This window comes from Hymenobacter tenuis, from assembly GCF_054780495.1.
Genome location: NZ_BAAGWF010000001.1, coordinates 1,292,731 through 1,317,153, shown reverse-complemented (window position 1 = coordinate 1,317,153; position 24,423 = coordinate 1,292,731). Strand labels below are relative to the sequence as shown.

General features: G+C 56.6%; 18 protein-coding genes and 1 riboswitch. Of the genes, 11 read left to right on the top strand and 7 right to left on the bottom strand.

Features of this window, described 5'->3' with window-relative positions; translation table 11 throughout:
• Positions 1–27 precede the first annotated feature (27 nt).
• Entirely contained in the window at positions 28–1,740 is a 1,713-nt protein-coding gene (locus ACYVGU_RS05650) for an ArnT family glycosyltransferase (RefSeq protein WP_460621249.1), read from the top strand.
• A 118-nt stretch (positions 1,741–1,858) separates the two neighbouring features.
• Here ACYVGU_RS05650 and porX read toward each other — a convergent pair whose 3' ends face one another.
• Entirely contained in the window at positions 1,859–3,427 is a 1,569-nt protein-coding gene (gene porX, locus ACYVGU_RS05645; protein WP_460612029.1) for a T9SS response regulator signal transducer PorX, read from the bottom strand.
• A 337-nt stretch (positions 3,428–3,764) separates the two neighbouring features.
• Here porX and ACYVGU_RS05640 point away from each other — a divergent pair, with 337 nt between their 5' ends.
• The 7 genes from ACYVGU_RS05640 (at position 3,765) to ACYVGU_RS05610 (ending at position 11,682) form a co-directional block, all read left to right on the top strand.
• Positions 3,765–4,994, top strand: a complete 1,230-nt coding sequence (locus tag ACYVGU_RS05640) for an HD domain-containing protein (protein ID WP_460612030.1) — start codon at positions 3,765–3,767, stop codon at positions 4,992–4,994.
• A 92-nt stretch (positions 4,995–5,086) separates the two neighbouring features.
• Positions 5,087–6,898 carry a hypothetical protein gene (locus tag ACYVGU_RS05635; protein ID WP_460621248.1) on the top strand — a complete coding sequence of 604 codons (1,812 nt, stop codon included), beginning with the start codon at positions 5,087–5,089 and terminating at the stop codon, positions 6,896–6,898.
• 21 nt (positions 6,899–6,919) lie between these two features.
• Positions 6,920–7,960, top strand: coding sequence for a UDP-3-O-(3-hydroxymyristoyl)glucosamine N-acyltransferase (lpxD, locus tag ACYVGU_RS05630; RefSeq protein WP_460621247.1), 1,041 nt, complete (start codon positions 6,920–6,922; stop codon positions 7,958–7,960).
• A 98-nt stretch (positions 7,961–8,058) separates the two neighbouring features.
• A complete protein-coding gene (locus tag ACYVGU_RS05625; RefSeq protein WP_460612033.1) occupies positions 8,059–9,453 on the top strand; it encodes a bifunctional UDP-3-O-[3-hydroxymyristoyl] N-acetylglucosamine deacetylase/3-hydroxyacyl-ACP dehydratase in 1,395 nt (464 codons plus the stop codon).
• Positions 9,454–9,539: 86 nt separating this feature from the next.
• Positions 9,540–10,340 (top strand): acyl-ACP--UDP-N-acetylglucosamine O-acyltransferase, encoded by an 801-nt coding sequence (lpxA, locus tag ACYVGU_RS05620; RefSeq protein ID WP_460612034.1) that lies wholly within the window; start codon positions 9,540–9,542, stop codon positions 10,338–10,340.
• Between the two features lie 102 nt (positions 10,341–10,442).
• Positions 10,443–11,075 (top strand): ABC transporter ATP-binding protein, encoded by a 633-nt coding sequence (locus ACYVGU_RS05615; RefSeq protein WP_460621246.1) that lies wholly within the window; start codon positions 10,443–10,445, stop codon positions 11,073–11,075.
• A gap of 244 nt (positions 11,076–11,319) precedes the next feature.
• Positions 11,320–11,682, top strand: coding sequence for a hypothetical protein (locus ACYVGU_RS05610; protein ID WP_460612036.1), 363 nt, complete (start codon positions 11,320–11,322; stop codon positions 11,680–11,682).
• 85 nt (positions 11,683–11,767) lie between these two features.
• On the opposite strand, the gene ACYVGU_RS05605 is transcribed toward ACYVGU_RS05610, so the two are convergent.
• Positions 11,768–12,535, bottom strand: coding sequence for a DUF4197 domain-containing protein (locus ACYVGU_RS05605; RefSeq protein ID WP_460621245.1), 768 nt, complete (start codon positions 12,533–12,535; stop codon positions 11,768–11,770).
• A gap of 114 nt (positions 12,536–12,649) precedes the next feature.
• The gene (locus tag ACYVGU_RS05600) at positions 12,650–13,471 is read right to left on the bottom strand and encodes a DUF4197 domain-containing protein (protein WP_460621244.1); all 822 of its coding nucleotides are present in this window, start codon (positions 13,469–13,471) and stop codon (positions 12,650–12,652) included.
• A 98-nt stretch (positions 13,472–13,569) separates the two neighbouring features.
• On the opposite strand from ACYVGU_RS05600, the gene ACYVGU_RS05595 reads away from it, so the two are divergent.
• The gene (locus ACYVGU_RS05595; RefSeq protein ID WP_460621243.1) at positions 13,570–14,823 is read left to right on the top strand and encodes a competence/damage-inducible protein A; all 1,254 of its coding nucleotides are present in this window, start codon (positions 13,570–13,572) and stop codon (positions 14,821–14,823) included.
• A gap of 80 nt (positions 14,824–14,903) precedes the next feature.
• Here the strand turns inward: ACYVGU_RS05595 and ACYVGU_RS05590 are convergent, their stop codons facing one another.
• Positions 14,904–16,166, bottom strand: coding sequence for a homoserine dehydrogenase (locus tag ACYVGU_RS05590; RefSeq protein ID WP_460621242.1), 1,263 nt, complete (start codon positions 16,164–16,166; stop codon positions 14,904–14,906).
• Positions 16,167–16,362: 196 nt separating this feature from the next.
• Positions 16,363–16,476, bottom strand: a riboswitch (SAM riboswitch).
• A gap of 232 nt (positions 16,477–16,708) precedes the next feature.
• Between ACYVGU_RS05590 and ACYVGU_RS05585 the strand changes: the two genes are divergently transcribed.
• Together ACYVGU_RS05585 and ACYVGU_RS05580 are read left to right on the top strand one after the other, a co-directional pair.
• Positions 16,709–18,127 (top strand): dihydrolipoamide acetyltransferase family protein, encoded by a 1,419-nt coding sequence (locus ACYVGU_RS05585; protein ID WP_460621241.1) that lies wholly within the window; start codon positions 16,709–16,711, stop codon positions 18,125–18,127.
• 89 nt (positions 18,128–18,216) lie between these two features.
• Positions 18,217–18,423 (top strand): hypothetical protein, encoded by a 207-nt coding sequence (locus tag ACYVGU_RS05580; RefSeq protein ID WP_460612042.1) that lies wholly within the window; start codon positions 18,217–18,219, stop codon positions 18,421–18,423.
• Positions 18,424–18,523: 100 nt separating this feature from the next.
• On the opposite strand, the gene ACYVGU_RS05575 is transcribed toward ACYVGU_RS05580, so the two are convergent.
• The 3 genes from ACYVGU_RS05575 to ACYVGU_RS05565 all read right to left on the bottom strand — a co-directional run bounded on the left by ACYVGU_RS05575 (position 18,524) and on the right by ACYVGU_RS05565 (position 24,077).
• Entirely contained in the window at positions 18,524–18,940 is a 417-nt protein-coding gene (locus tag ACYVGU_RS05575; RefSeq protein WP_460612043.1) for a DoxX family protein, read from the bottom strand.
• A gap of 194 nt (positions 18,941–19,134) precedes the next feature.
• Entirely contained in the window at positions 19,135–21,720 is a 2,586-nt protein-coding gene (locus ACYVGU_RS05570; RefSeq protein WP_460621240.1) for a TonB-dependent receptor, read from the bottom strand.
• Between the two features lie 311 nt (positions 21,721–22,031).
• Positions 22,032–24,077: a S9 family peptidase gene (locus tag ACYVGU_RS05565; RefSeq protein ID WP_460621995.1), complete on the bottom strand. Its 2,046-nt coding sequence runs from the start codon at positions 24,075–24,077 to the stop codon at positions 22,032–22,034.
• Between the last annotated feature and the right edge of the window lie 346 nt (positions 24,078–24,423).

The window sequence follows — 24,423 nt, the reverse complement described above, 5'->3', positions numbered from 1 at the left end:
GTAGCCCCAACCTTGTAGCCCCGTTTTATGCAGGCCCTGTTTAAGCTTTATACCACTTCCACCATGCCCACCTGGCGCGCCGAGGCCCCAGCCACGGCAGACAGCAAAAGCCGCGACCAGACAGACTACGCTCGCCTACTAATGGGCATCCTGCTGGCGCTGGGCGTGGGCATCCGGCTGTTCCACTTCTTTAACAACCGTTCCTTCTTTATTGACGAGCTCTATCTAAACGTTAATACCATTAAAATGGGGTTCTGGGCGCTGGCCACCCAACCCTTCGACTACGAGCAGAAGGCCCCCATCGGCTACCTCTGGATGACGCGCCTGTGTGTGTTGCTTTTTGGCAAGCAGGAAATGTCATTGCGGCTGTTTCCGCTGCTGTGTGGCCTGGGTACGTTGTTTGTTTTTGCCAGTGTTGCGCAGCACTTCCTAAAAAAGTGGGGCGCGCTGGCAGCCGTAGGCATCCTGGCCCTTTCTTCTCCTTGCATCTACCACTCCGTAGAAGCCAAACAGTATAGCACCGAGCTGTTTGTAGCTGCGCTGGCGTTGTGGTGGTATGTCCGGTACCATAAGGACATGTCCACCGCCGCGCTCCTGACCTGGGGCGTGCTTGGGGCCGTGGCGTTGTGGTTTTCGTTTTCGGCCATCTTCGTATTTGCCAGCATCGCCATTGCTATGTCGGCGCATTGGGTGCTCACAGCCCAGTGGAAAAAGTTTTTCCGCTACCTGATTCCGTTCACGCTCTGGCTGATCAGCTTTGGGGTGCAGTACGTGTTGTTCATCGGCAAGTATCCGCAATCAGGCTGGCTGATCGATTTCTTTGATAAGATATACGACGGCTTCATGCCGCTGCCCCCTAGCTCTCTGGCTGACGTGAAGTGGTATTTCCAAAAGCCTTATACGCTGCTGGTGCACCCACTGGGCCTGCTCCTGAACCTGGATGGCGGCCTAGAGGAGTGGAAGGCTAACAGCTGGCGCTACCTCTTTAAGATGGGCTGGCTACCCGTCGGTTTGATTCTTGGCGGTATGGCGGTAATGTTCCGCCAGAAGCGGACTCTCTTCTTTTGCTTATTGCTGCCCATCCTGTTTGCGCTGCTAGCCTCGGGGTTACGGCTGTACCCGTTTCATAATCGGTTTGTACTGTTTCTGGTCCCGGTACTGCTGTTGTTTATTGGGTTTGGCATTGATGCGCTCCGGGAGCTGTTTACGCGCCAAAAGCTCCTGTTTTATGTTCTGGTGGGGCTGCTGTTTCTGCCCTTGTGCATTAACACCGGGCGCCAGCTGGCTAACCCCGATTTGTTTGTGAATCGGGAAAACAACCGCGAGCCGCTGCTCTACATCAATGAGCACTATCGGCCGGGCGATGCCGTGTACATCTTCTGGAACATGAGCCACGCCTATGAGTACTACAAAGACGCGTATAAGCTCAAGTTCAATGCCGTGCAAGGCAGCAACCCAAAAGCTATTTCTAACAGCCCCGAGGAATTCTTGCGCAACCTGCAACCGGAGCTGCAGCAATTCAAAGGCAAGAAACGGGTCTGGTTTGTGTTCGATTACCTGAACCGCAACGCCATTGGCGAGTACGTGCATCTGCCCGTGTGGTACCACACCAACTACTTCTCGCCTACCACGGAGGTGCAGAATATCTTCAGCCAAATGGGCCGCCAGGTAGATGAGCTATATGAAAAGCCATACAATACCTATCCGCATACCGTGGTGTTGTATGAGCTAAATAAGTAGCAATCACAGGCTATGTCTACAAAAAAAGGGCACTCCAAGGAGTGCCCTTTTTAGTTGATAAGGCAGTTGCCTTTTACACCAAAGGCCAGCTAGTACCTAGCCTTTGGTGGTTTACTAGCTACCCTTTCGGGCTAAGCACCACGTAAGGAATAATGCATTCCTCCAGAGATATGCCGCCATGCTGGAACGTGTCCTTGTAGTAGTTCACGTAATAATTGTAGTTGTTGGGGTAGGCAAAGAAGTAGTCTCCTACTGTGAACACGTAGGCCGTGCTCACGTTTTCGCGGGGCAGGAAGATGTTCTCCGGCTTGCGTACCGTGTACACGTCGCGCGAGTCATCGAAGCCTAAGTTTTTGCCGTGCTTGTAGCGCAGGTTGGTGTTCGTGTTCCGGTCGCCCACAATCTTGTAGGGGCGCTTCACCCGAATAGTACCGTGGTCAGTGGTGATGATGAGTTTGCCCTTCTTCTCCGAAATCACCTGCAGCATTTCGTACAGCGGCGAGTGCAGGAACCACGACTTGGTGATGCTGCGGTACGCCGACTCATCGGCTGCCAGCTCCCGAATCATGGCCATGTCGGTGCGGGCGTGCGAGAGCATATCCACGAAGTTGTAGACGATGGCGTTCAGCTTATAGTTGTTGTGCAGGTTGGCCATTTTGCCCAGCAGGTCTTTGCCAGCTTGCAGGTTGGTTACCTTGTGGTAGCTGAACTTATGCTTCTGGCCGGCTTTCTGGAACATGATTTCCATGAACTCGGCCTCGTGCATGTTCTTGCCTTCGTCGTCATCGTCCCATACCCACAGGTTGGGGTATTTCTTCTGAATTTCGCCGGGCATCATGCCCGAGAAGATGGCGTTCCGTGCATACGCCGTGGTAGTGGGCAGAATGCTGTAGTACGTCTCCTCCGAATCGACGGTGAACAGCTCGGCGATGATGGGCTCCAGCACCTTCCACTGGTCGTAGCGCAGGTTATCAATCAGCAGGAAATACACGGGGGTATCGCCGGTTTCCTTGAGCATCGGGAACACGCGCTCCTTAAAGAGCTGGTGCGACATGAGCGGGGCGTCTTTGTCGTCGCCGTTTACCCAGTCTTCGTAATTCTCCGTGATAAAGCGGCCGAAGTAGGTGTTGGCTTCGTCCTTCTGCATGTTGAAGACTTCGGCCATGCTTTTGCCTTCCGTCTCGTTGATTTCCAGCTCCCAGTACACCAGCTTCTTATATACCTCGGCCCATTCACTAGGGGTCAGGCGGTCAGAAAGCTGCATGCCCAGCTGGCGGAAGTCGCGCTGGTAACCGCTGTTGGTTTTCTCCGAAACAAGGCGCTTGTTGTCGAGCACCTTTTTCACGGCCAGCAGAATCTGGTTGGGGTTCACGGGTTTGATGAGGTAGTCGGCAATTTTGGAGCCAATAGCCTCCTCCATGATGTGTTCTTCCTCACTTTTGGTAATCATGACCACGGGCACCGTGGGGCGCACCGCCTTGATTTCGGTGAGAGTTTGCAAGCCCGAGAGACCGGGCATGTTTTCATCCAGAAACACGATGTCATAGGTCTGCTCCTGAATTTGCTCCAAGGCGTCGGCGCCGGAGTTCACGCCGGTTACGTCGTAGCCTTTTTCCTTGAGGAAGAGAATGTGGGGTTTCAGGAGGTCGATTTCGTCATCGGCCCAGAGGATGCTGTATTGTTGCATGGAAAGGGAATGTAGAATGTACCCCGGCGCCCTTGCGCCCGGAATGGTGGAACGAGCCTGCTCAGCACTGCCTGCCACTATTAGGCTCTACAGAGCCGAAATAGCGGTTATGGGTTGCAACTGAAGTTTCGTAAGTAGCTTTACTCCCAATCCCTGTTTTTTGATTCTAAAAATTTTGGTTCTGCTATACTTCACGCATCAACTCGGCCGTAAAGAAGCCGAAAAATGCTGAATTGGCGGCATCACTCAGCCGAGCGCGGCCTCGTGTTACTAGCTAAACCGTGCCGTACTGCTTACGTTTACCGATGCGCACAGCTGAAGCGTGGCGCACCCCTTTATGAACAAAAAGAAAATCTTTAACGACCCGGTGTATGGCTTTGTCACCATCCCAACGGAGTTGCTATTTGACCTGATTGAGCATACGTATTTTCAGCGCCTGCGCCGGATTCAGCAGTTGGGCCTTACCAGTTTTGTGTACCCCGGCGCCCTGCATACCCGCTTCCACCATGCCCTCGGGGCCATGCACCTGATGACGCTGGCCCTGCGGACGCTGAAAGACAAAGGTGTAAAAATTTCAGCCAAGGAAGGCGAAGCGGCCATGGCGGCCATCCTGCTGCACGACGTAGGGCATGGCCCATTGTCGCATGCCTTGGAGCGTAGCATCTTTCATGATGTGCACCACGAGGAGCTGAGTTTGCACCTCATGCGCAAGCTAAATAGCCAGTTTGACGGCTCTTTGGACCTAGCCATTGAGATTTTTGAAGGAACGTATTCCCGGCCCTTCTTCCACCAGCTCGTGAGCAGCCAGCTCGACATGGACCGGCTGGATTACCTAAACCGCGACTCGTTTTATACTGGCGTGCAGGAAGGCCGCCCCGGCGCCGACCGCCTGATTAAAATGCTGACGGTGGTAGATGAGCGCCTAGTGCTGGAGGAAAAAGCGGTGTACAGCATCGAAAATTTTCTGGTGAGCCGCCGCCTGATGTACTGGCAAGTGTATCTGCACAAAACGGTAACCTCCGCTGAGCAAATGGTAATCCGGATTATGCAGCGGGCGCGTGATTTGGTGCTGGCCGGTATAGAGGTGCCCTCCTCGCCTAACCTGCACTACTTTCTGTCGCGCAACGTAACGCAGCAGGAGTTTGAGCAGGACGATGAGATTCTGCGCCGCTTTACCCGCCTTGATGATACGGATGTGTGGGGCGCCGTGAAGCTCTGGGCCGACCACCCCGATAAAGTACTCAACTACCTTGCCCAAAGCCTCCTCGACCGGCACCTGTTTAAAATCACGCTCCAGAGCGAGCCATTTGACGATGATTTCCAGCTGGGCATTGTGGAGCTGATTTCCGAGCACTTTCACCTGCCGGCCAAAGATGCCGCCCAGCTCATGCTCACGGGCCGCATCAGCAACAATGCCTACGATGCCGACGGCCAGGACCCAATTGATGTACTCACGAAACGCGGCAAAGTAGTAAACGTAGCGGAGGCCTCCGACCTGCCCAACATCCGGGCAATTAGTCAGCGGGTAGAGAAACACTACATCTGCTACCCCAAGGAAATACTCTAACCTCTACTATAGTTTGGCCTGCTGCCTTAGGCTCTAGCCTTGAGGCGACCTAGTGCGGCGCTGGTCACGAGGCTGGGGCCTTGTATTCTTGTATGTCTGTTGTAAACCAACGTATTAAGTCAGGCAGCACTTCGCTGCCGGTGGGGTTGCTGGCACTGTTTTTACTAGGTATCAGTGGCAGCCTAAGTCTGCTGTACAGCTCCGTCTCGATTCCTGATTTGCAGGCCTTGCGCCACGCTATTTATGAGCGCAACGCCTTACCTGAGTTTGTATTACAGGTAACCGCCGCGCGTTTTGCCCAGCTGCGGTTTGGTTTACTAGCCTGCGTTGTAGGGGCAAGCCTAATAATAGCCTACTTATTATGGAAACGAAGGCTAGCGCCTGAGCTACGCGTGTGCCAGCAGGAACTTCAGCATGCACTGGCGAGTGTAGGCGAAGCGCTGGCGCGGTTGTCGAAGGCGGAACGGTGGCTGGGGGGCTTGGTGCTAGTAGGAGTGCTAGCGCTGCGGATCTATTATTTCCTAGTGTATCCGCTAGGCACCGATGAGGTAGCAACCCATGACTACTTTGTGCGCGGCGGGCCGGTAGCTATTACCAGCTTCTACCCTATTCCCAACAACCACATCCTGTTTAGCCTTAGCTGCTGGGTAGTGAGTTGGTTTACTCACCATGATGTCCTGATTCTGCGGGTTCCTACGCTGGTGGTGAGCCTGTTTGGCACGCTGGTTACGTATGCGCTGCTGCTGCGCCTTACTAACTTCCGGGTGGCAACGCTGGCGGTGGGCCTTTTTTGCTTTTCCCCGCTGAGTGTGTATTACGCCGTGGTGGGGCGCGGTTATTTTCTGCTGATTACGCTGGCCATCCTGCAGTTTTTGGCGATGCTGTCCATTCTGTATTCCAAGCACTATCAGCGGCTGGGCTGGGCGGTATTCGTGATAACGGGGGTACTAGGTATGTACACCATCCCAACCTATGCCTACCCGCTGGCTTCCTTAGGCTTTTGGCTGACGGTGGTGTTTTTGCGTCGGCGCGACTACGCGGCGCTGGGCCATGTGCTCGGAGCGGGCGGGTGTATTGTGCTGGGCACCCTGGTACTGTACGGACCGATTATCTGCATTTCTGGCTTGCAAGCACTAACTGGCAATGAGTACGTAGCTCAGCAGCCGCTTTCCTTGTTCTGGCCCAACTATTTCTCCTATTTGCAGCAGCCAGCCCGCGAGTTATTTGGTCATGAGCGGCTGAGTGTGGCAGCTTTTCTGGGCGTAATGCTCCTATCATTCGGAGTATTGCCCCTATTGCCTGCCGCGCACCGGCGTGTAGCTGTGCCAGCCCTGGTTGTGGTGCTGCTTCCCTTTTTATTTATGCCTTTGCAGCGGGTGTATGCCTCGGCCCGGGTGCTGATGTACGCCACGTTCTTTTTTTTCCTGGCTGCTGCCTTGGCCGCCGATTGGCTACTAGGCACCAAACGGCTGGCAACCCGGCAGGTGCTGCCGCTGCTTGGATTCATGCTACTAGGGTACGGCAGCTACCAAACAGTTTTGTACCGCCACTACCTGCGCAATGCCCGCGCTCAAGAGCAACAACTCAAACAAGCGTATGCGTGGCTGGAGCAACGCAAGCCGCATAAAGTTCTCTTTGAAGCGCCGTTCCACAAGCTCTATTTTCATCATTACGCCACGGTTTCAGGTTACCCGCTGCACTTATTTGAGGCCTTGGCTAGCCCCCCTGCCCACTACGACTATTTGGTAGTGGCCAGAGGACAGCGACCATTGCCCAGCTGGATAGCTGCCGGAGCTTACCGTTCCGCTTATTCTGACGGCTGGGTAACGATTTGGGAACCGACTGCAGCGGCAGCGGGCCTAGCGCCCCGAACAAGTGCAGCGGCACCCAACGTCAGGAAATAGATATTTCTCTACTTTTGCCTGATGGAATTTACCGTAGGTCAGATAGCAGAAGTACTGCGCGGAGCAGTGGAAGGTGACGCCACGCAGCGCATTGATCGACTGGCAAAAATTGAAGAAGCCCAGGCAGGTGCCCTCTCCTTTCTGGCCAACCTCAAATACGAGCATCATCTGTACACAACGGGCGCCTCAGCCGTCATCGTGAGTCGTACGCTGGAGCTTAAGCAGCCCACCAACGCTGCCCTCATTCGCGTCGACGACCCCTATACCAGCTTTACGACCCTGCTGGAGTTTTATCAGCAGGCCACCCGCACCGGCAAACGCGGCGTGGAGGAGCCCACCTATATGGGCGCTAGCTCCCGCATCGGCGACAACCACTACCGCGGGGCCTTCTCCTATATTGGCGAGAACTGTGAAATTGGGAATGACGTGGTGATTTTCCCCCACGTGTACATCGGCGACCGGTGCAAAATTGGGGATGGCACCATTCTCTATGCCGGGGCCAAAGTATACGCCGAAACCGTTATTGGGGCGCGCTGCACCATTCATGCCGGCGCGGTGCTCGGCTCCGATGGCTTTGGCTTTGCGCCCCAGCCCGATGGCTCTTACCGCACCATTCCGCAAATTGGCAACGTGGTACTCGAAGACAACGTGAGCGTGGGCGCCAACGCCACCATCGACTGCGCCACTATGGGCTCCACTATTATCCGTGAGGGCGCCAAAATCGATAACCTCGTCCAGATTGCCCACAACGTCGAAATAGGCCGCCACACCGTGGTAGCGGCCCAAGCTGGCATTTCGGGCTCAACTAAAATCGGCGACTTCTGCGTGCTGGCGGGCCAGGTGGGGTTGGCCGGTCATCTGACCCTAGCAAACCGCACCACCGTTACGGCTCAATCGGGCGTAGGCAAGTCCATTAAGGAAGAAGGCGTGTTTCTGCAGGGCTCCCCGGCCTTCAGCCTCCGCGACAGTTTGCGGTCCAACGCCGTGTTCCGGCACCTGCCTGAGCTGGAACGCCGCCTAACTCAGCTGGAGCGCAACCAATCCGAAGCGGAAAAGCCCTAGCTTTGCACCCCTCAGAGTTGTGAGTTGCCAGTTGCCGGTTGCCAAGTCGTATTCCGACTGCGCTGGAAACCGGCAACTCGCAACGGACAACTCAACCAATGAACGACAAGCAACATACGATCAAGGCCCCCGTCACCGTGCGTGGCATTGGCCTTCATACGGGCGTGCAGGCCACCATGACGTTCTGCCCCGCTCCTATCAACCACGGCTACAAGTTTCAGCGCATCGATTTGCCCGGCCAGCCCATCGTGGATGCCGACGTAGACAACGTAGTGGACCTTTCGCGCGGCACCACCATTGAGCAGAACGGCGCCCGCGTAAACACGGTGGAGCACACGCTGGCTGCCCTGGTTGGCCTTCAGATTGATAACGTCCTGATTCAGCTGGATGGCCCCGAGCCGCCCATCATGGATGGCTCCAGCTTTGAGTTCATTAAGCCGCTGCAGGAAGTAGGCCTAGAAGAGCAAAACGCTCTGCGCAACTACTTCGAGATTCCCGACGAAATCCGCTACGTAGATAACGCCCGTGCCGTGGAAATTGCTGGCCTGCCGCTGAACAGCTACCGCCTCACGGTGATGGTGGACTACAACTCGCCGGTACTAGGCTCGCAGCATGCCTCGCTCACGCACATTGATCAGTTCGCAACGGAAATTGCCTCGTCGCGCACCTTCTGCTTTCTGCACGAGTTAGAGGCTCTCTACAAGCAAAACCTCATTAAAGGCGGCGACCTGAGCAATGCCATTGTGGTAGTAGACCGCGTGGTAAGCGACGATGAGCTCAGCGACCTGGCTACCATGCTTGGCAAGCCCAAAGTGGCTGTCAAGAAGGAAGGCATCCTCAACAACGTAGACCTGCGCTACAAAAACGAGCCCGCCCGCCACAAGCTGCTGGACTTGGTGGGTGATTTGGCCCTAGTAGGCCGCCCGCTTAAAGGCCAGATTCTGGCGGCGCGCCCCGGCCACGCGGCTAACGTTGCGTTTGCCAAGCGCATCAAGAAGAAAATGATGGAGGCGCATACGAGCCCTATTCCATCATATGACCCCTCGCGGGAGCCGGTGATGGACATCAACAAGATTGCCGCCATCCTGCCCCACCGCTATCCGTTCCTGCTCATCGACAAAATCATTCACCTTGATGCCAACACGGTAACGGGCGTGAAGAACGTGACGATGAACGAGCCCTTCTTTCCGGGCCACTTCCCTGGCAATCCCGTGATGCCAGGCGTACTCCAGATCGAGGCCATGGCCCAAACGGGCGGCATTCTGGTGCTGAACACCGTGCCCGACCCCGAAAACTACTGGACCTACTTCCTGGGCATTGAGAACTGTCGGTTCCGCCGCATGGTAAAGCCCGGCGACACCATCATTTTCAAGTGCGACCTCACGGCCCCCATCAAGCGCGGCATTGCTAAGATGAGCGGCAAGGCCTTCGTGAACGGGAAGGTGGTTATGGAAGCCGAAATGTCCGCTAGCATCGTCCGCAAAACCGCATAACCTGTGGAGTTACAACTACTAAGCTGCTCCTTGCCATACTGCGCTAGCCTTCAGCTGACTAGCTTGTAATTCATAACCAATCAAGAATGAACCAGCCGCTCGCCTATATTCACCCCGAAGCCCGGATTGCCCAAAACGTGGTAGTGGAGCCGTTCACTACCATTGATAAGGACGTGGAAATTGGGGATGGCACCTGGATTGGACCCAACGTCACGATTATGGCCGGGGCCCGCATTGGCAAAAACTGCAAGATTTTCCCGGGCGCTGTTATTGCTGCGCAACCCCAGGACCTGAAGTTTGCCGGCGAAAAAACCACCGTGCATATCGGTGACAATACCGTGATTCGGGAGTGCGTGACGATTAACCGCGGCACCGTGGATAAGCTCAAGACCATAGTGGGCGCCAACTGCCTGCTGATGGCTTACGTGCACGTTGCGCATGACTGTGTTATCGGCGACAACTGCATTCTGGCCAACACGGTGCAGGTGGCCGGGCACGTTGAAATTGGCGACTATGCCATCATCGGCGGCTCGTCGGCCATTCACCAGTTTGTGCGGGTGGGCGCCCATGCCATGATTTCGGGCGGCTCCTTGATTCGGAAAGATGTACCGCCCTTCGTGAAAGCCGGGCGGGAGCCGCTTAGCTACGCAGGCATCAATAGCATTGGGCTACGCCGCCGGGGCTTCTCTGATCAGAAGATTTCCGAGATTCAGCAGCTGTACCGCTTGCTGTTTATGAGCGGCCTGAACAATGCCACCGCCCTAGAGCAGATTGAGTTGGAGCTGGCGCCTTCTCCGGAGCGCGACGAGGTAGTAAACTTTATTCGCAACTCTGGTCGGGGCGTTATCAAGGGCTACGGCCGCAGCAGCAACGGCTCGGGCGAATAGTCTTTCTTTAGCAGCAGACACGAGCGGTGAGCTGGTAGCTAGGCGCCCTTGGCTCCGGCGTACTAGGTCACCGCTTTTGCGTAACTCCTTCTTCCCTCACTTATGCAGATTACCGCGACCGGGCTCGGCAAGCGCTTTGCCCGCGACTGGATTTTCCGGAACCTGACGCACACCTTTGAGCCCGGCACCGCCACAGCCATTCTGGGGCCTAACGGAGCCGGCAAAAGCACGCTGCTTAACACCTTGTCGGGGCAGATTTTGCCTACGGCTGGCACGGTGGCCTATACGCTGCAAGACCAGACGGTTGAGGTGGAGGAAGTACCTAGGCTGCTGGCGTATGCGGCGCCTTACCTGGAGCTGATTGAGGAGCTTACCCTAGCGGAGCACATTCAGTTTCATACCCGCTTTAAGCCACTACAGGCGGGCATCACGGCTACTCAGCTCATCAGCCTGATGTATCTGGAAAAGTCGCGGCATAAGCTGGTGCGCGATTTTTCCTCCGGCATGAAGCAGCGCTTAAAGCTGGCCCTCGCCCTGTATGCAGCTACCCCCTTGCTCCTGCTCGACGAGCCGACAACGAACCTTGACCGCACCGGCGTGGAATGGTATCTGGAGCACGTGCACGCTACGCTTCCGGGCCGCACAGTGCTGGTTTCAAGCAATGTGCCGGAGGAATATGACTTCTGCCAAGCTCAGCTGCTGATTACTGATTTTGGCGCGCAAGCTGCTCGCTAGCCCCAAATGTGGCAACAACCGCTTATTTTAGGTGGAAGGAAGCTCTGCTTTGGGAAGTGAACTGCTCCCGTTCAAAAATAAATTCCAGCGCTGCATGTGCCTGAACAGTTGATTTGACCTGCTTTTTTAGCTGAACCAGAACCTCACTTCGTAACCCTGACAAGTAATCCGCGCGTATCTTCGCATCTGAAACGCCGCGGCGCCTTCATCCCGTTTTTTCACCCTTACCGCCCCTAGCAAGGCCATGAGACAATACGACGACGACCTCGACGATGACCTCTTCGACGATGACGAGATAGATAACTTCGCCAAAACCGGCGGCAGCAAAACTCGCGGCAACTCCGAAGACCAACTTTCTGCCAAATACGCCGACTACCTGATGTGGCGCGACACGGGCTCCTCGCACGACGAGGCCCTGGACCTGGCCAGCATGACGGAAGACGAGTTTGCCACGGCCGAAGCGACTGAAGACCCCGATGGCAGCACCAGCTTCAGCTCGCTCGACGACCTGGATGACGATGACTTCTCCGACGATGACACCGACGAGTACGGTCGCTCCGGCAGCTCACGCAACAGCAGCCGCAACTCCGACTACGACGATTACTAGGACCTAGTACGCTCGACTCCTGTACCAACAAAAAAGCCCGTCCCTGTTAAGGGACGGGCTTTTTGCTTTTATCACTGAAACGTTCCTAGCCCTGCTTCTTCCCGAAAACCCGCTTCAGCAGCTCTGTGGTGCGTGCCATGGGGTTTTCTCGGATGTTGGCTTCCTCCTGCGCAATCAGCGTGAAGAGGCCATCAATAGCCTTGCCTGTCGCGTACTGGTTCAGGTCGGTTTGCACGGGCTTTACCAGCGGAATGCGGTTGTAACGTGTGGTCAGGTCAGTATAGTAACGGGTGGCGCCCACTTGGTTGAGGCTTTGCTGCACAATGGGCTTGAAGGCCACCGTGAGCTGCTCCGTAGTAGTGCGCTTGAGGTAGTTGGTGGCGGCGTTCTTCTCACCCGTCAGAATTCCCCATACATCCTTAAACGTGAGGCTTTTGATAGCCGTCAGGAAGATGGGCTTAGCGCTTTTGGCCGCCTGCTCGGCACCACGGTTCAAACTCAGCTCAAACTTATCAACCTGGCTACCCAGGCCAATGGAACGTAGCGTAGTAGCCACCCGCTGGGCATCAGGAGGAAACGGAATTCGGATGAGCTTGTTGAGGTAAAAACCGTCCTGCTGGGAGGCCTGGTCTGCGCCTTTGCTAATGCCTAGGGTAAGGGCCTCCTTTAAGCCCCGAGCCGCTTCATCTTGCGTTATGCTGCCGGTGCTACCCGTTTGGGTGGTCCTGGAAGAAGTGGTAGGTTTCGAATTCCGCAGAATATCACCCAGCTTGGACAAGCTGAATTGGGCCGAAGCGCTGAAGTTTAATCCCAGCAAAATTACGGGCAATGCAAGGAAGTGGCGGTACGTCATGGCGACAGAAGTGCAAAACAGATGTTGAGCTATACTTGGCAGAAACCGGACCAACTTTGCTCTCGGCCCGGCCGCTGATTTCCTAGCTCCGAGGCGTTGCTACACCGGCCTCGTTTACTTGCCAAACACTCGCTTGAGTAGGGCGCTGCCCTGGGCCGCCGGATTCTGACGAATACGCACTTCTTCAGCGGCAATCAGAGAAAACAAACCATCCACAGTTTTTTCAGTGGCATACGGCACCAGTTGCGGGTTCAGCGGCGTCACGAGCGGTATCTTGTTGTAGCGCGCCACCATCTCAGCATACAGCCGGATGGCGCCCGTTTGCTCCAGGGACTGCTGAACAGTGGGCTGAAAAGCGGTGCGGAGGTTAGCAGCCGTTTTTTCGTACAGCAGGGTGGTAGCGGCATCATTTTCCTTGCTGGTGGCCAGCGTGAGGGCGTCTTGCAGCGTTAGGTTTTGCACCGCGTTCAGGAAGATCGGCTTGGCTTGGGCGGAAGCCGTTTCGGCAGCCCGGTTCAGCGCTACCTCAAAATTATCGACCAAGCCCCCGGCCCGCACCTTGCGCAGCGTAGCGGCTACTAGCTCTGCTTCGGGCGGAAAAGGAATCCGGATATCGGCGTTGGCATTGAAGCCGTCGGTTTCCCCGGCTTGCGCTACGGCCCGGCTTACGCCCTGGCTGAGGGCTTCGCGCAGGCCGCCGCTGGCTTCCTCAGCCGTAAGTGGGGCTTTAGCTACTACAACGGGGGTAGTAACCACTTTTGTAGCAGTGGCCTTGGTGGCAGTTGTTGTTTTTTTAACGGGCGCTTTCTTTTTGGCGGCCGTAGTGTTTTTAGTTGTGGTCGTCTTTTTCGTCGTGGTTTTCGTTTGGGCGGCGGCAAGTTGCGCGGTGGCCAAGGTGAGCGTGAGGCCGAGGGCCAGGGTACGGAGCGGGGTCATAAAACAAAAAAGGTAAACCAGAAAGCCAGTATGGCGTTGTTAGCCGACGAGTTGCCAATATTGCGCCAAATCCGGCACTCCTCCTAACTCCCCCTTCTATGCCTATCATTCCCGACGTTGAAATCATGACTATCGGCGACGAACTGCTCTACGGGCAGGTCATCGACACCAATTCGGCTTTTATGGGCCAGGAGCTGGGCAAGCTAGGGCTACGCGTCCGCCAGATTACCAGCGTTTCTGATCGGGCCGATGAGATTGTGGCTGCCCTCGACCTAGCCCGGCAGCGTGCCCAGGTGGTACTAATGACGGGCGGCCTCGGTCCTACCAAAGATGACCTGACCAAACACGTGCTGGCCCGCTATTTCAGCTCCGAGCTAGTGATGCACCAGCCTACCCTGGAGCACGTCGAAGGCTTTTTTCGGCGCTTCAACCGCCCCATGTTGGAAGTAAACCGCCAACAGGCCTTGGTACCTGCTGCCTGCGAGGTGCTGTTCAATGCCGTGGGTACGGCGCCGGGCATGTGGTTTGAGAACCAGGGAACCGTGTTTGTGAGCATGCCTGGCGTGCCGCACGAAATGAAGTACCTGATGACCCATGAGGTACTCCCTCGCCTGCAGCAACACTTCCAAACGCCCGCCATTGAGCACGTAGTAGTACAGACGGTGGGCCTGGGCGAGTCGTTTCTGGCGCAGCAGATAGAAGCGTGGGAAACGGCCTTACCACCCAACGTGAAGCTAGCATACCTGCCGTACCTCGGCGGCGTGCGCCTGCGCCTCACCGGCCACGACGATGGCCAGCCCGACCTGCGGGCCCGCATGGAAGCCCTGCTACCCGAACTGCGCACCTTGCTCGGCGACCATATTTTTGCCGTAGGAGAAATCAAGCTGGAAAAAGCTGTGGGCCAACAGTTGCAAGCGCGTGGCCTTACTGTAGGCACCGCCGAGAGTTGCACCGGTGGCTTGCTGGCGCATCGGCTTACCAGCATTCCGGGCAGCTCCCGCTATTTTCAGGGCAGCATTATTGCGTATTCCAACGATATAAAGCAGCGCCAGCTGGGCGTAAAGCCCGAAACACTAGCTGCCCACGGGGCCGTAAGCGAAGCCACCGTAGCCGAAATGGCCGAAGGCTTGCGCCAGCAGTTGGGCGTTGATGTGGCCCTAGCAACCAGCGGCATTGCCGGCCCCGATGGTGGCACCCCGGAAAAGCCCGTTGGCACGGTATGCATTGCCTACGCCGATGCGCACCGCACCGTCACGAAGCAAATCAGCTTTGACCGTGGTCGGCAGTTAAATCTGGAATACACCACCACCATGGCCCTGAACCTGCTGCGACTGAGCTTACCCAAGGACTAGCGTGTGTAGTTCTAGAAAGAAGCCGAGGCACAGATCCACTTAGGTAGCACTAGGGTATCTGTTCCTCGGCTTCTTCATGCTTACTCAGCCTCTGTTAGGGCTCGGGTGGGCACTACATCCGGCACTACCAGTGCCTCGCTTGCGGCGCGTAACGGACTAGGCAACCGCACCACGCAAACCCCGGGTGCCCGCAGCCATGCGGCCTGCGCTAGCTGGGTCAGTCCAATGGTACCCGTAAGGTAGTGGCCGCGCGTACTGGACCGGAACTGCTCGTGCACGTGGCTGAAATCGGCTAGCTCAGGAATAGCTTTATCCGTGAAAGTCACCAGCACATCCAACTCGGCGGCAGTGGCTAAGGCCAGGGCGTTCTGCTGATGCAGTTTCTTGTACTCGTAGCGGTAGCCGTAGGTCAGGGCCGAAAGGTCGCTGAGCACGGCGGAGGCGGTGGGGAATGCGCCCGCGCCCCGGCCCAGAAAAAACTGTCGGTCGGCGAAGCTGCTTTGCGTGATAAGGCCATTGTACTCGTCGTGCACACGTGCCAGCTCGTGCTCAGGCGTTACCAGCGTAGGCAGTACAGCTGCTGCAATAGTGCCATCGGGTAGGCGCCGGCCTTCCGCCACCAGTTTCAGCGCGTAGCCCTTCTCTTTGGCGTAAGCGGTTGCTAGAGGGCTCAGACGGTCAATGCCCAGGGTCAGGAGCTGCTCAGGCGCAACTACTAGCCCGAAGGCGTGCGTCAGGAGCAATACGAGCTTGTTGCGGGCGTCAAGGCCTTCTACATCCAGAGCCGGGTTGCTTTCCGCGAAACCAAGCGCCTGGGCCTGCCCCAAGGCCTCTGCAAACGACAGCGTGTCGCGGTGCATGGCCGTGAGAATGTAATTGGTGGAGCCATTGATGATGCCCTCCACTGACTCTAGCAGGTCGTTGTCGTAATATTCCTCTAGGTTGCGGATGACGGGCAGGCTAGCGCAGGCAGCGGCCTCGTAGAGCAGGGGCGTGCCCGTTTCGCGCTGCAACCGAATCAGCTCGGGCAGGTGCTCGGCCAGCATTTTTTTATTGGCCGTAACTACCGCTTTGCCGCGGCGCAGGGCTTCCGTCACAATCAAATAGGCCTCGTCGGCGTCATCAATCAGCTCTACAATTACGTCGAGTGAAGAATCTTGGAGCAACTCCTGCCGGTCGAAGGTGAACAGGGCAGCCGGAAGTGGGCGGACTTTCTCCCGGTTTTTAACCCCAATACGCCCGATGCTGGCCCGCAGCCCCGGCGTACGCTCCAGCACGGTGTGCAGGCCCTGACCTACTACTCCAAACCCAAACAGGCCAATGCGAATATCTTTGCGACTCATACCAATTGTGTGAATGTCAGCCCGCTAGGGTGCATGCAAGCACTACCCCCTACCGACGACTATGAATGGATGTTGATGCACTCAACGCCCTCATTTCACTCGGCACTTAGTCAAGAACTCTCACCGAAAAGGCACAAAAAAAGCCCTTCCGATAAGTCAGAAGAGCTACACCCGCTGCAGACGGGGAACATCTTGTAACTTATCTTTTCTCGGGTAGCCGAAGCTGTTCCGAGACAGGATTTAGCACCTGGTATTGCTACTGGTTGCTAAGGCATCACAGGGCCTGTCCCTCCGCCTTTCTTGATAAGTGCCCCGTGAAAGGGGCGCGGGGCAAATATACAACCCAATTTTTCTCACGCAATTTTGGCGGCGAAAGGCCCCTATGCCAACCTCACTAGCCCCCGGCCGTAGCTACACCCATTTTCGGATACACGGCCGGGCTTTGCGAGGCGTTGAGGCTTTCTGTTACCTTTGAGTCCGCAACTCCCCAGTCCGCATAGCAAAACCCTCCCACCCCATAACCCAACCCTACCCCCAACCGCATGGCACGAGTGGAAATGACGATGCCCAAGATGGGCGAATCCATCATGGAAGGCACCGTCCTGAAATGGCTCAAACAAGTAGGCGACTCCATCGACCAGGATGAATCGGTGCTGGAAGTAGCCACCGATAAGGTAGATACCGAAGTTCCGGCCCTGCACGCCGGCATCCTCCAGGAAATTCTGGTTCAGGAAGGCCAGGTAGTGGCCGTTGGCGCTCCCATCGCCATTATTGAAACCGATGCCGCCAGCGCCGGCTCCGCTGCTCCCACGGCAGCCGCCGAAATTCCAGCACCCTCAGCCAATGGCGCCGACAAAGCAACCGCTGAGGTTCCTTACCTCCCCGAGTCTGGCGACCCGCAGGCCAATCCTGCGCAAGCCGTAGCAGCCCAGCCCCAGACGGGCCGTTTCTACTCGCCGCTGGTGCTCAGCATTGCCCGCGAAGAAGGCATCTCCATGGCTGACCTGGAGTACCTGCCCGGTACTGGCAGCGAGGGCCGCGTTACCAAAAAAGACATTCTGGATTACGTAGCAGCTGGCAAGAAACCCCTAGGTCAGGCAGCGTCCGCAACCCCGGCTGCTCAGCCTCAGGCCGTGGCTCCGGCACCGCAAGCGCCGGCTTCACAGCCCACTGCCCAGCCCGCTCCGGTTTCAGCACCCCAGGCTTCAGCAGCAGCCATAACTCCTTCTAAAGCAGTTCCTTCCATTAGCGGAAATCAAGAGCTGATTGAGATGGATCGCATGCGCAAAATGATTGCCCAGCGCATGGTGGACTCCAAGAAGATTTCGCCCCACGTTACCTCGTTTGTGGAGGCCGACGTGACCGAGCTCGTGCATTGGCGCAACAAGCACAAGGATGCCTACAAGAAGCGCGAAGGTGAGAACCTGACCTTCACGCCCATCTTCATTCAGGCCATTGCGCGAGCCATCCAGGACTTCCCGATGATCAACGTCTCGATTGAAGGCGACTACATCATCAAGAAGCGCGACATCAACGTGGGCGTGGCCGTGGCCCTGCCCTCCGGCAACCTTATCGTGCCGGTCATTCATAACGCCGACCAGCTCAACTTGAATGGCCTCAGCAAAAAGGTAAACGACCTGGCCAACCGGGCCCGTGCCAACAAGCTGAAGCCCGAGGACCTGGAAGGCGGCACGTACACGGTATCGAACGTAGGCTCCTTCGGCAACGTGATGGGTACGCCCATCATCATGCAGCCGCAGGTAGCTATTATGGCCGTGGGCGCTATCAAGAAGAAGCCCGCTGTCATCGAGACGCCGCAGGGTGATTTGATTGGCGTGCGTCACTTCATGTTCCTCTCGCATAGCTACGACCACCGCGTGGTGGATGGCTCGCTGGGTGGCATGTTCGTGCGCCGTGTGGCCGACTACCTGGAGCAGTTTGACCCGAACACGACTATTTAAGTACAGCATATAAGCAGTGGAGGGTTGGTTGATGAGGCGCTGGCTCGCCTTACCAACCAACCCTCCCGCTTTTTCAGCCCTTGCCTGCCATGAATAAAACCTTGCCGCTCGTAGCCCTGTTGATTGCCTTGGGCCTGATTCTGTTTCTGTACCAGCGCCTGCGAATTGCTGAAACAGCCCTAGAAACAGCCCAGAAGCGCTTCAACGACTGCGAACAAGTCAACTTTCAGTTGCAGAACCAATTGGTGCAGGCCACGCGCGGCACTGTGCCCGATAGCCTGAAAGTACGCGACTAGCCTCCTGTTTCCTCTAAACCGAATCGGGCTTTGAAACGCAGCGGAACCTAGTGATTCTGCTGCGTCTCAAAGCCCAATTTGCGTGTTGTAACCAGGAGTATTACACCACCGGATCTACCACGCTGCGGTTTCGAGCGGCATCTACGCTCCAAGGCCCCGGACCAGCCGCTGCCAAGTACAGGAACACAAAGCAGTATAGCACGGCTAGTTCTCCTTGATTTACAATGGGAAGCGCACCCTGCGGCGCATGGGCCATAAAGTAAGCCACGGCCATCAGGCCCGAAAGGATAAAGGCTACAGGCCGGGTAAAGAGCCCGATCAGCAGTAGCAAGCCGCCGCCAAACTCCAAGATGCCGGCTACCAGCATCAGGCCGGTAGCACCACCGCCGTTATCGGAGGGAGGCCAGTTGAACAGCTTCTGCGTGCCATGAAACAGGAACAGCAGGCCCGCCACTATGCGCAGCACGCTCAGCAGCCTGGCCGACCAGGGAGAAAGAAAAAAGGAAGTGTTTGCCATATAATGGTTGAGGAAAGAGTGTACTAGCCTACCTGAACGCAGAAGCAGCCCGCCAGGATACGCCGAGCTGCTTGTAGCAAAACACTTTCCGGTGGTTTGGCACCTAGTGCAGGCAGGCACAACAGTTGGGGCTCACACAAAAAAAGCCTCGCTCCGAATGGAACGAGGCTTTTTTTGAAATGCTCAGCAGCCTGCTAGGGGCGGCCGCCACTGGTGCCCTGGGCAGGAGTAGCGCCGGCACCGTTGCCACCATCGCCGCCGTCTTTCAGGTCGTCGTTGCTGACGGAACGCCGGCGCTTGGGCTGGGCCATGCTCATCTTGCCGATGCGGTAGCTCAGGTTCACGCGCAGGCTGGTGCGGTGAAACACGTTCACGCTGTTTTGGTCCAGTGTGGCCGTGCTAATTTCGTTGCGGATACGGTTAGAAGGCGTGAAGAAGTTATCGGCGCCGAAGCCAATGGTACCCTTCTTCTCGGCAAAGTCTTTCTTCACGCTTAGGCTATATACCCCGAAGCCGCCCTGGTATCCTTGCAGCTGCACTTGCCGACCGCGGTAGAAGCTGAACGCCTGCAGGCCCCAACCCTTGGTGAAGTTGTAGCCCCCCATCAGGCGGCCGCTAGCAACCCAACCCTGGTTACTGGCTGCGAACAGCGGATCAGAAATGTTGTTATCGAGGGTGGCGTAGTACACGTCGGCGCCACCGCCTAAGGTCAGTTTGTTGTTAATGTTGACGTTGGCATTTAAGCTGCCGCCATAGGCATTCTCCGTACCGATGTTGGCATAGCTGGTTTGCACCACACCGCCCTCCAAGGGCGTCCGGATGGGCTGAATAGAGCCATCGGTGTTGCGCGCAAACAGGTTGAAGTTCAGCGAGGTCTGCTTAATGAACGTGTTGTAGCCTAGCTCAAAGTTGTTGGTGTACTCAGGGCGCAGCAGCGGGTTACCTACTGTAATGTTCAGCGGGTTCGCCGACTGCGTATTCGGATTCAGGAACTGCAGCGAGGGGCGCTGAATCCGGCGGTTGTAGGCGGCCTTCAGCACGTTGCCGTTGGTGAGCTTGCGCGAAATGTTAACGCTCGGCACCAGCACGCCATACGACGGAATCGTGGGCGCATTCTCGGTTAGGAAGCTGGCGTCAATGGTGGTGTACTCGTAGCGGGTACCTGCCTTGAGCGTGTAGCTTTTCAGGAAGCTCAGCGTGTACGAAGCGTAGGCCGAGGCTACGTTCTGGTTGTAGTCGAAAACGTTGGAGAGGTTGGTGCCCGTTTGCTCTTGGCCGTTGAGCAGCGTGGTATAGTCGCTGTTTACCTGCCGCATGATGTCCTTCACCCCGAATTCCAGCAGCTGCGTTTTGCTCAGCGGTGTTTGGTAGTCGGCCTGAATGGTTACCTCCTGGTTGTAGCTTTCGTTTTGGTTCTGGAGGTCATTGCCGGCCCCTTCGCCCGTCAGGATGTAGTTGGTGAAGTCGTTGTTGCGGGTATTGCGGCTGTACTGCCCTAGCAAGCTTAATTCGCGCTGAGGCGTCTCGAAGGTACGGGTGTAGTTGACGGTAGCATCCAGCGTGTTCGAATTGTCTTTTACCCGCACGTCGCGCAGGCTGCTCAACGGGTCCCGCCCATCAAAGAAGACGGTATTGGTAGCCAGTCCATCCTGGTAGTTGGTGCCGTTGCGCAGGCCCAGCTGCACCGAGGCCGACAGGAAGTTGTATTTGTTGATGTCGTAGTCCCAGCCGAAGGAGTAGCGCCCGAACAGGTTTTGGTTGCGGGTATCAGCGTTCTGAATGGTCTGGCTCAGCAGCGTACGGGTGCTTAAGTCGCTGCCCTGCACGGCGTAGGTTTTCTGGTCATTGGAGAAGCTACCCGGCGTGTTGTACTGCGCCCGGCCACCCCCGCCCAGCGAGAAGCCCATCTTCCCTACCCGATACGTAGCGTTCAACCCCAAATCTGAACCACGCAAACCGGCGCTGGAGCGCAAATCGAGGGTGAAGCCCTGCAGGTTGTTCTGCTTGGTGACGATGTTGATGATACCACCGGAGCCTTCGGCATCGTACTTCGCCGAGGGTGAGGTAATGACCTCCACGGTCTTGATCTGGTCGGCCGGGATTTGCTTGAGCGCGTCGGCAATGCTGTTGGCCGAGATGGTACTAGGGCGGTTGTTGATCAGAACCCGGATGTTGGAGCTACCGCGCAAACTCACGTTGCCATCGAGGTCAACGGAGAGGTTGGGCACGCGCTTGAGCACGTCGGTAGCGTCGCCGCCGCGGGTGGTTTCGTCCTTTTCGGCATTGTACACCGTACGGTCTACCTTCTCCTCCACTAGGCTACGCTGGCCTTCTACGCGCACCTCACCGAGCGCCTGCGCCGTTGATTCCAGCGTCACGTTGCCCAGGGCAATGGTGTTACCGGCATCAGTAATCACTACCCCCGGCTTCTCCACCAACTTGTAGCCGATAAAGCTGATCTGGACGGTGTAAGTGCCTGCGGCAATGCGTGGCAGGTTAAACTTGCCGTTATCATCCGCGGCGGTACCATCCACGGGCTTGCCGGTGGCGGGGTTGAGTAGGGCTACCGTGGCATACGGCACTGGCTGCTTGGTAACGGCATCGGTTACGGTGCCCGTAATGCGGCCGCTACCGGCCTGAGGCTGCGCCATGGGGGCCGCACCAGCCGGTGCGCCCGCGGGCCGGGTGGCGCCGGCCGGCCGCTCGCCGCCACCGGGCATTTGGGCTAGCACCGCATGCCCGCCGCTGGTGAGTAAAATGAGAAGGAAAAACTTTTTCATGTATTGAGAGGAAAACAGCACCCAACCAACCAGCAGCAACATCTGCCGCTATAGTGTATTCGCAAACCTAGCCCTTCGGGCAAAGCGGCCGAAACGAACCCGACCAAACGGCCGATTTCCGCCTCAAACACCTTAGAAAGCACGCACGAATGCCAGGCAACCGCAGCCACAGACGCAGTTTTGCCGCGGGGGTGGCACGTGACCCTGAAATATTTAAGGCGGGTTTGGTTGGGGTAAACAAAAAAGCCGCTCCCTTGGCGGAGCGGCTTTCTATTTTATTTGTGCGACAGTACTAAGTTCAGGAGCCTTGGCTACGCTTTCACCCCTAGCAGCATGAGCATGAAGGCAAACTGCCGGGCCGTATCGTTAATGGATTTAAAGCGGCCGGAGGCCCCACCGTGGCCGGCAGCCATATCGGTGTGCAACAAGAGCAGGTTGTTGTCGGTTTTCATGGTGCGCAATTTCGCTACCCACTTGGCCGGCTCAAAGTACTGCACCTGCGAGTCGTGGAGGCCGGTAGTTACGAGCATATTGGGGTAGGCCTGGGCTTTCACCTGGTCGTAGGGCGAGTAGCTGAGCATGTACTCGTAGAACTCCTTCTTATTCGGGTTGCCCCATTCGTCGTACTCGCCGGTAGTCAGCGGAATGCTTTCATCCATCATGGTCGTTACCACATCCACAAATGGTACGGCGGCCACTACCCCTTTGTAGTACTCAGGGTGCAGGTTTACTACGGCGCCCATCAGCAAGCCACCCGCCGAGCCGCCCATGGCAAACAGCTTCTGGGCTGAGGTGTACTTCTGGTCAATCAGGAATTTGGAGCAGTCGGTGAAGTCAGTGAAAGTGTTTTTCTTCTTGAGCTTCTTGCCGTCTTCGTACCACTGCCGGCCCATTTCCTGCCCGCCCCGGATGTGGCACACCACGTAGGCAAATCCCCGATCCAGCAGGCTCAGCCGCGCGGCGCTGAACGTGGGGTTCATGGTAATGCCATACGAGCCATACGCATACTGCAGCATGGGCGCGCTACCGTTCTTCTGGAAACCCTTTTTGTACACGATAGACATCGGAATCTTCGTACCGTCGGTAGCGGTGGCGTACACGCGTTCCGTCACGTAGTCTTCCTTCTTGAAGCCCCCTAGCACGGCCTGCTCCTTCATGAGTTTGCGCGAGCGGGCGTTCATGTCATAGTCGTAGGTAGAGGCCGGCGTGGTGAGGGAGGAGTAGCTGTAGCGCAGCACCGGCGTATCAAACTCGGGGTTGATGCTGATGGCGGCCGTGTAGGTGGGCTCTCCAAAGTTGAGGTAATGCTCCTGCTTGTCCTTCCACCGAATTAAGCGCAGCTGCAGCAGCCCTTCCTTCCGCTCACCGAGCACGAGGTAGTCCTTGAACAGCTCCATGTTCTCCAGAAACACGTCCTTACGGTGTGGAATCACCTCCTGCCACGCGGTTTTGGCGGTGTTGGTAACAGGCGTTTTCAGGAGGCGGTAGTTAGGAGCACCGGCGTTGGAACGCACATAAAATTGGTCGCCGAAATGCTCTACATCATACAAATGGTCGGCTTCGCGGGCTAGGAACACCTTCAATGGAGCCGTGGGGTTTGCGGCTTCCAGATACCTAGTCTCCGACGACATGGTGCTGCCGGCCTGCAAGAAAATGTACTTGCGCGATTTAGAGCGCCCCACCTGAATGCGGTAGGTATTGTCCTTTTCCTCATACACCAGCGCGTCCTGCTTGGGGTCGGTGCCCAGCGTGTGGCGGTACAGCTGGTAATCGAGGAGCGTGGTGGGGTCTTTGCGGGTATAGAAAACCGTTTTGTTGTCGGCGGCCCAGGCGGCGTTGCCGCTGGTGTTAATAATCTGCTCCGGATACAGCTGACCGGTTTTCAGGTTGCGGAAGCGCAGTGTGTACAAGCGGCGGCTCACCACGTCCTCGGAGTAAGCCAGCACCTGGTTGTCGTCGCTGACCTCGAAGCCGCCAATCTGGTAGTAGGCCTTGCCCTTACCGAGTTCGTTGGCGTTGAGCAGGATTTCTTCGGGTGCCGTCAGGCTACCCTTCTTGCGGCAGTAAATCGGGTACTCGGCCCCGGCCTCGAAGCGGGTATAGTAGTAGTACCCATTGTCGCGGTAAGGCACCGATTCGTCTTGCTCCTTGATGCGGCCTTTAATTTCCTGAAACAGCTTTTCCTGCAGGCCTTTCACGGGTGCCAGTTGCTGTTCCGTGTAGGCATTTTCGGCGTTGAGGTAGCTGATAACCTCCGAGTTTTCGCGCTCATTTAGCCAATAGTAATTATCGGTGCGGGTACCGAAAGGCGAGGTGAGCTGCTTGGGCTTAATAGCCGCTACGGGTGGTTTGAGCATGGCAGTTGCGGGGGCCGACTGAGCCGCAGCCGTGCCGCTTAGCAGCACGCCCAGGCCCGTCAGCCAGATATAGATTCGGTTCATAGCGCAGAAGTTAAGGTGAACGACTACACTAAAGGAAAGAGAAAAAGTGGAATGTTGGTATTGTTACTTCCTACTGCTGAGGTTTCTACCAACACAGTGAACTTCAGAACGTCCTGCTGAGTGGAGTCGAAGCATCTCTACCGCTGGCTACTTACCTGGACTAGTGCCTCCAGCAACGAAGCGGTAGAGATGCTTCGGCTCCGCTCAGCAGGACGGTTTAGCTCACTGAATAGGCTAGCAAACAAAAAGGCCGCCACGTTAC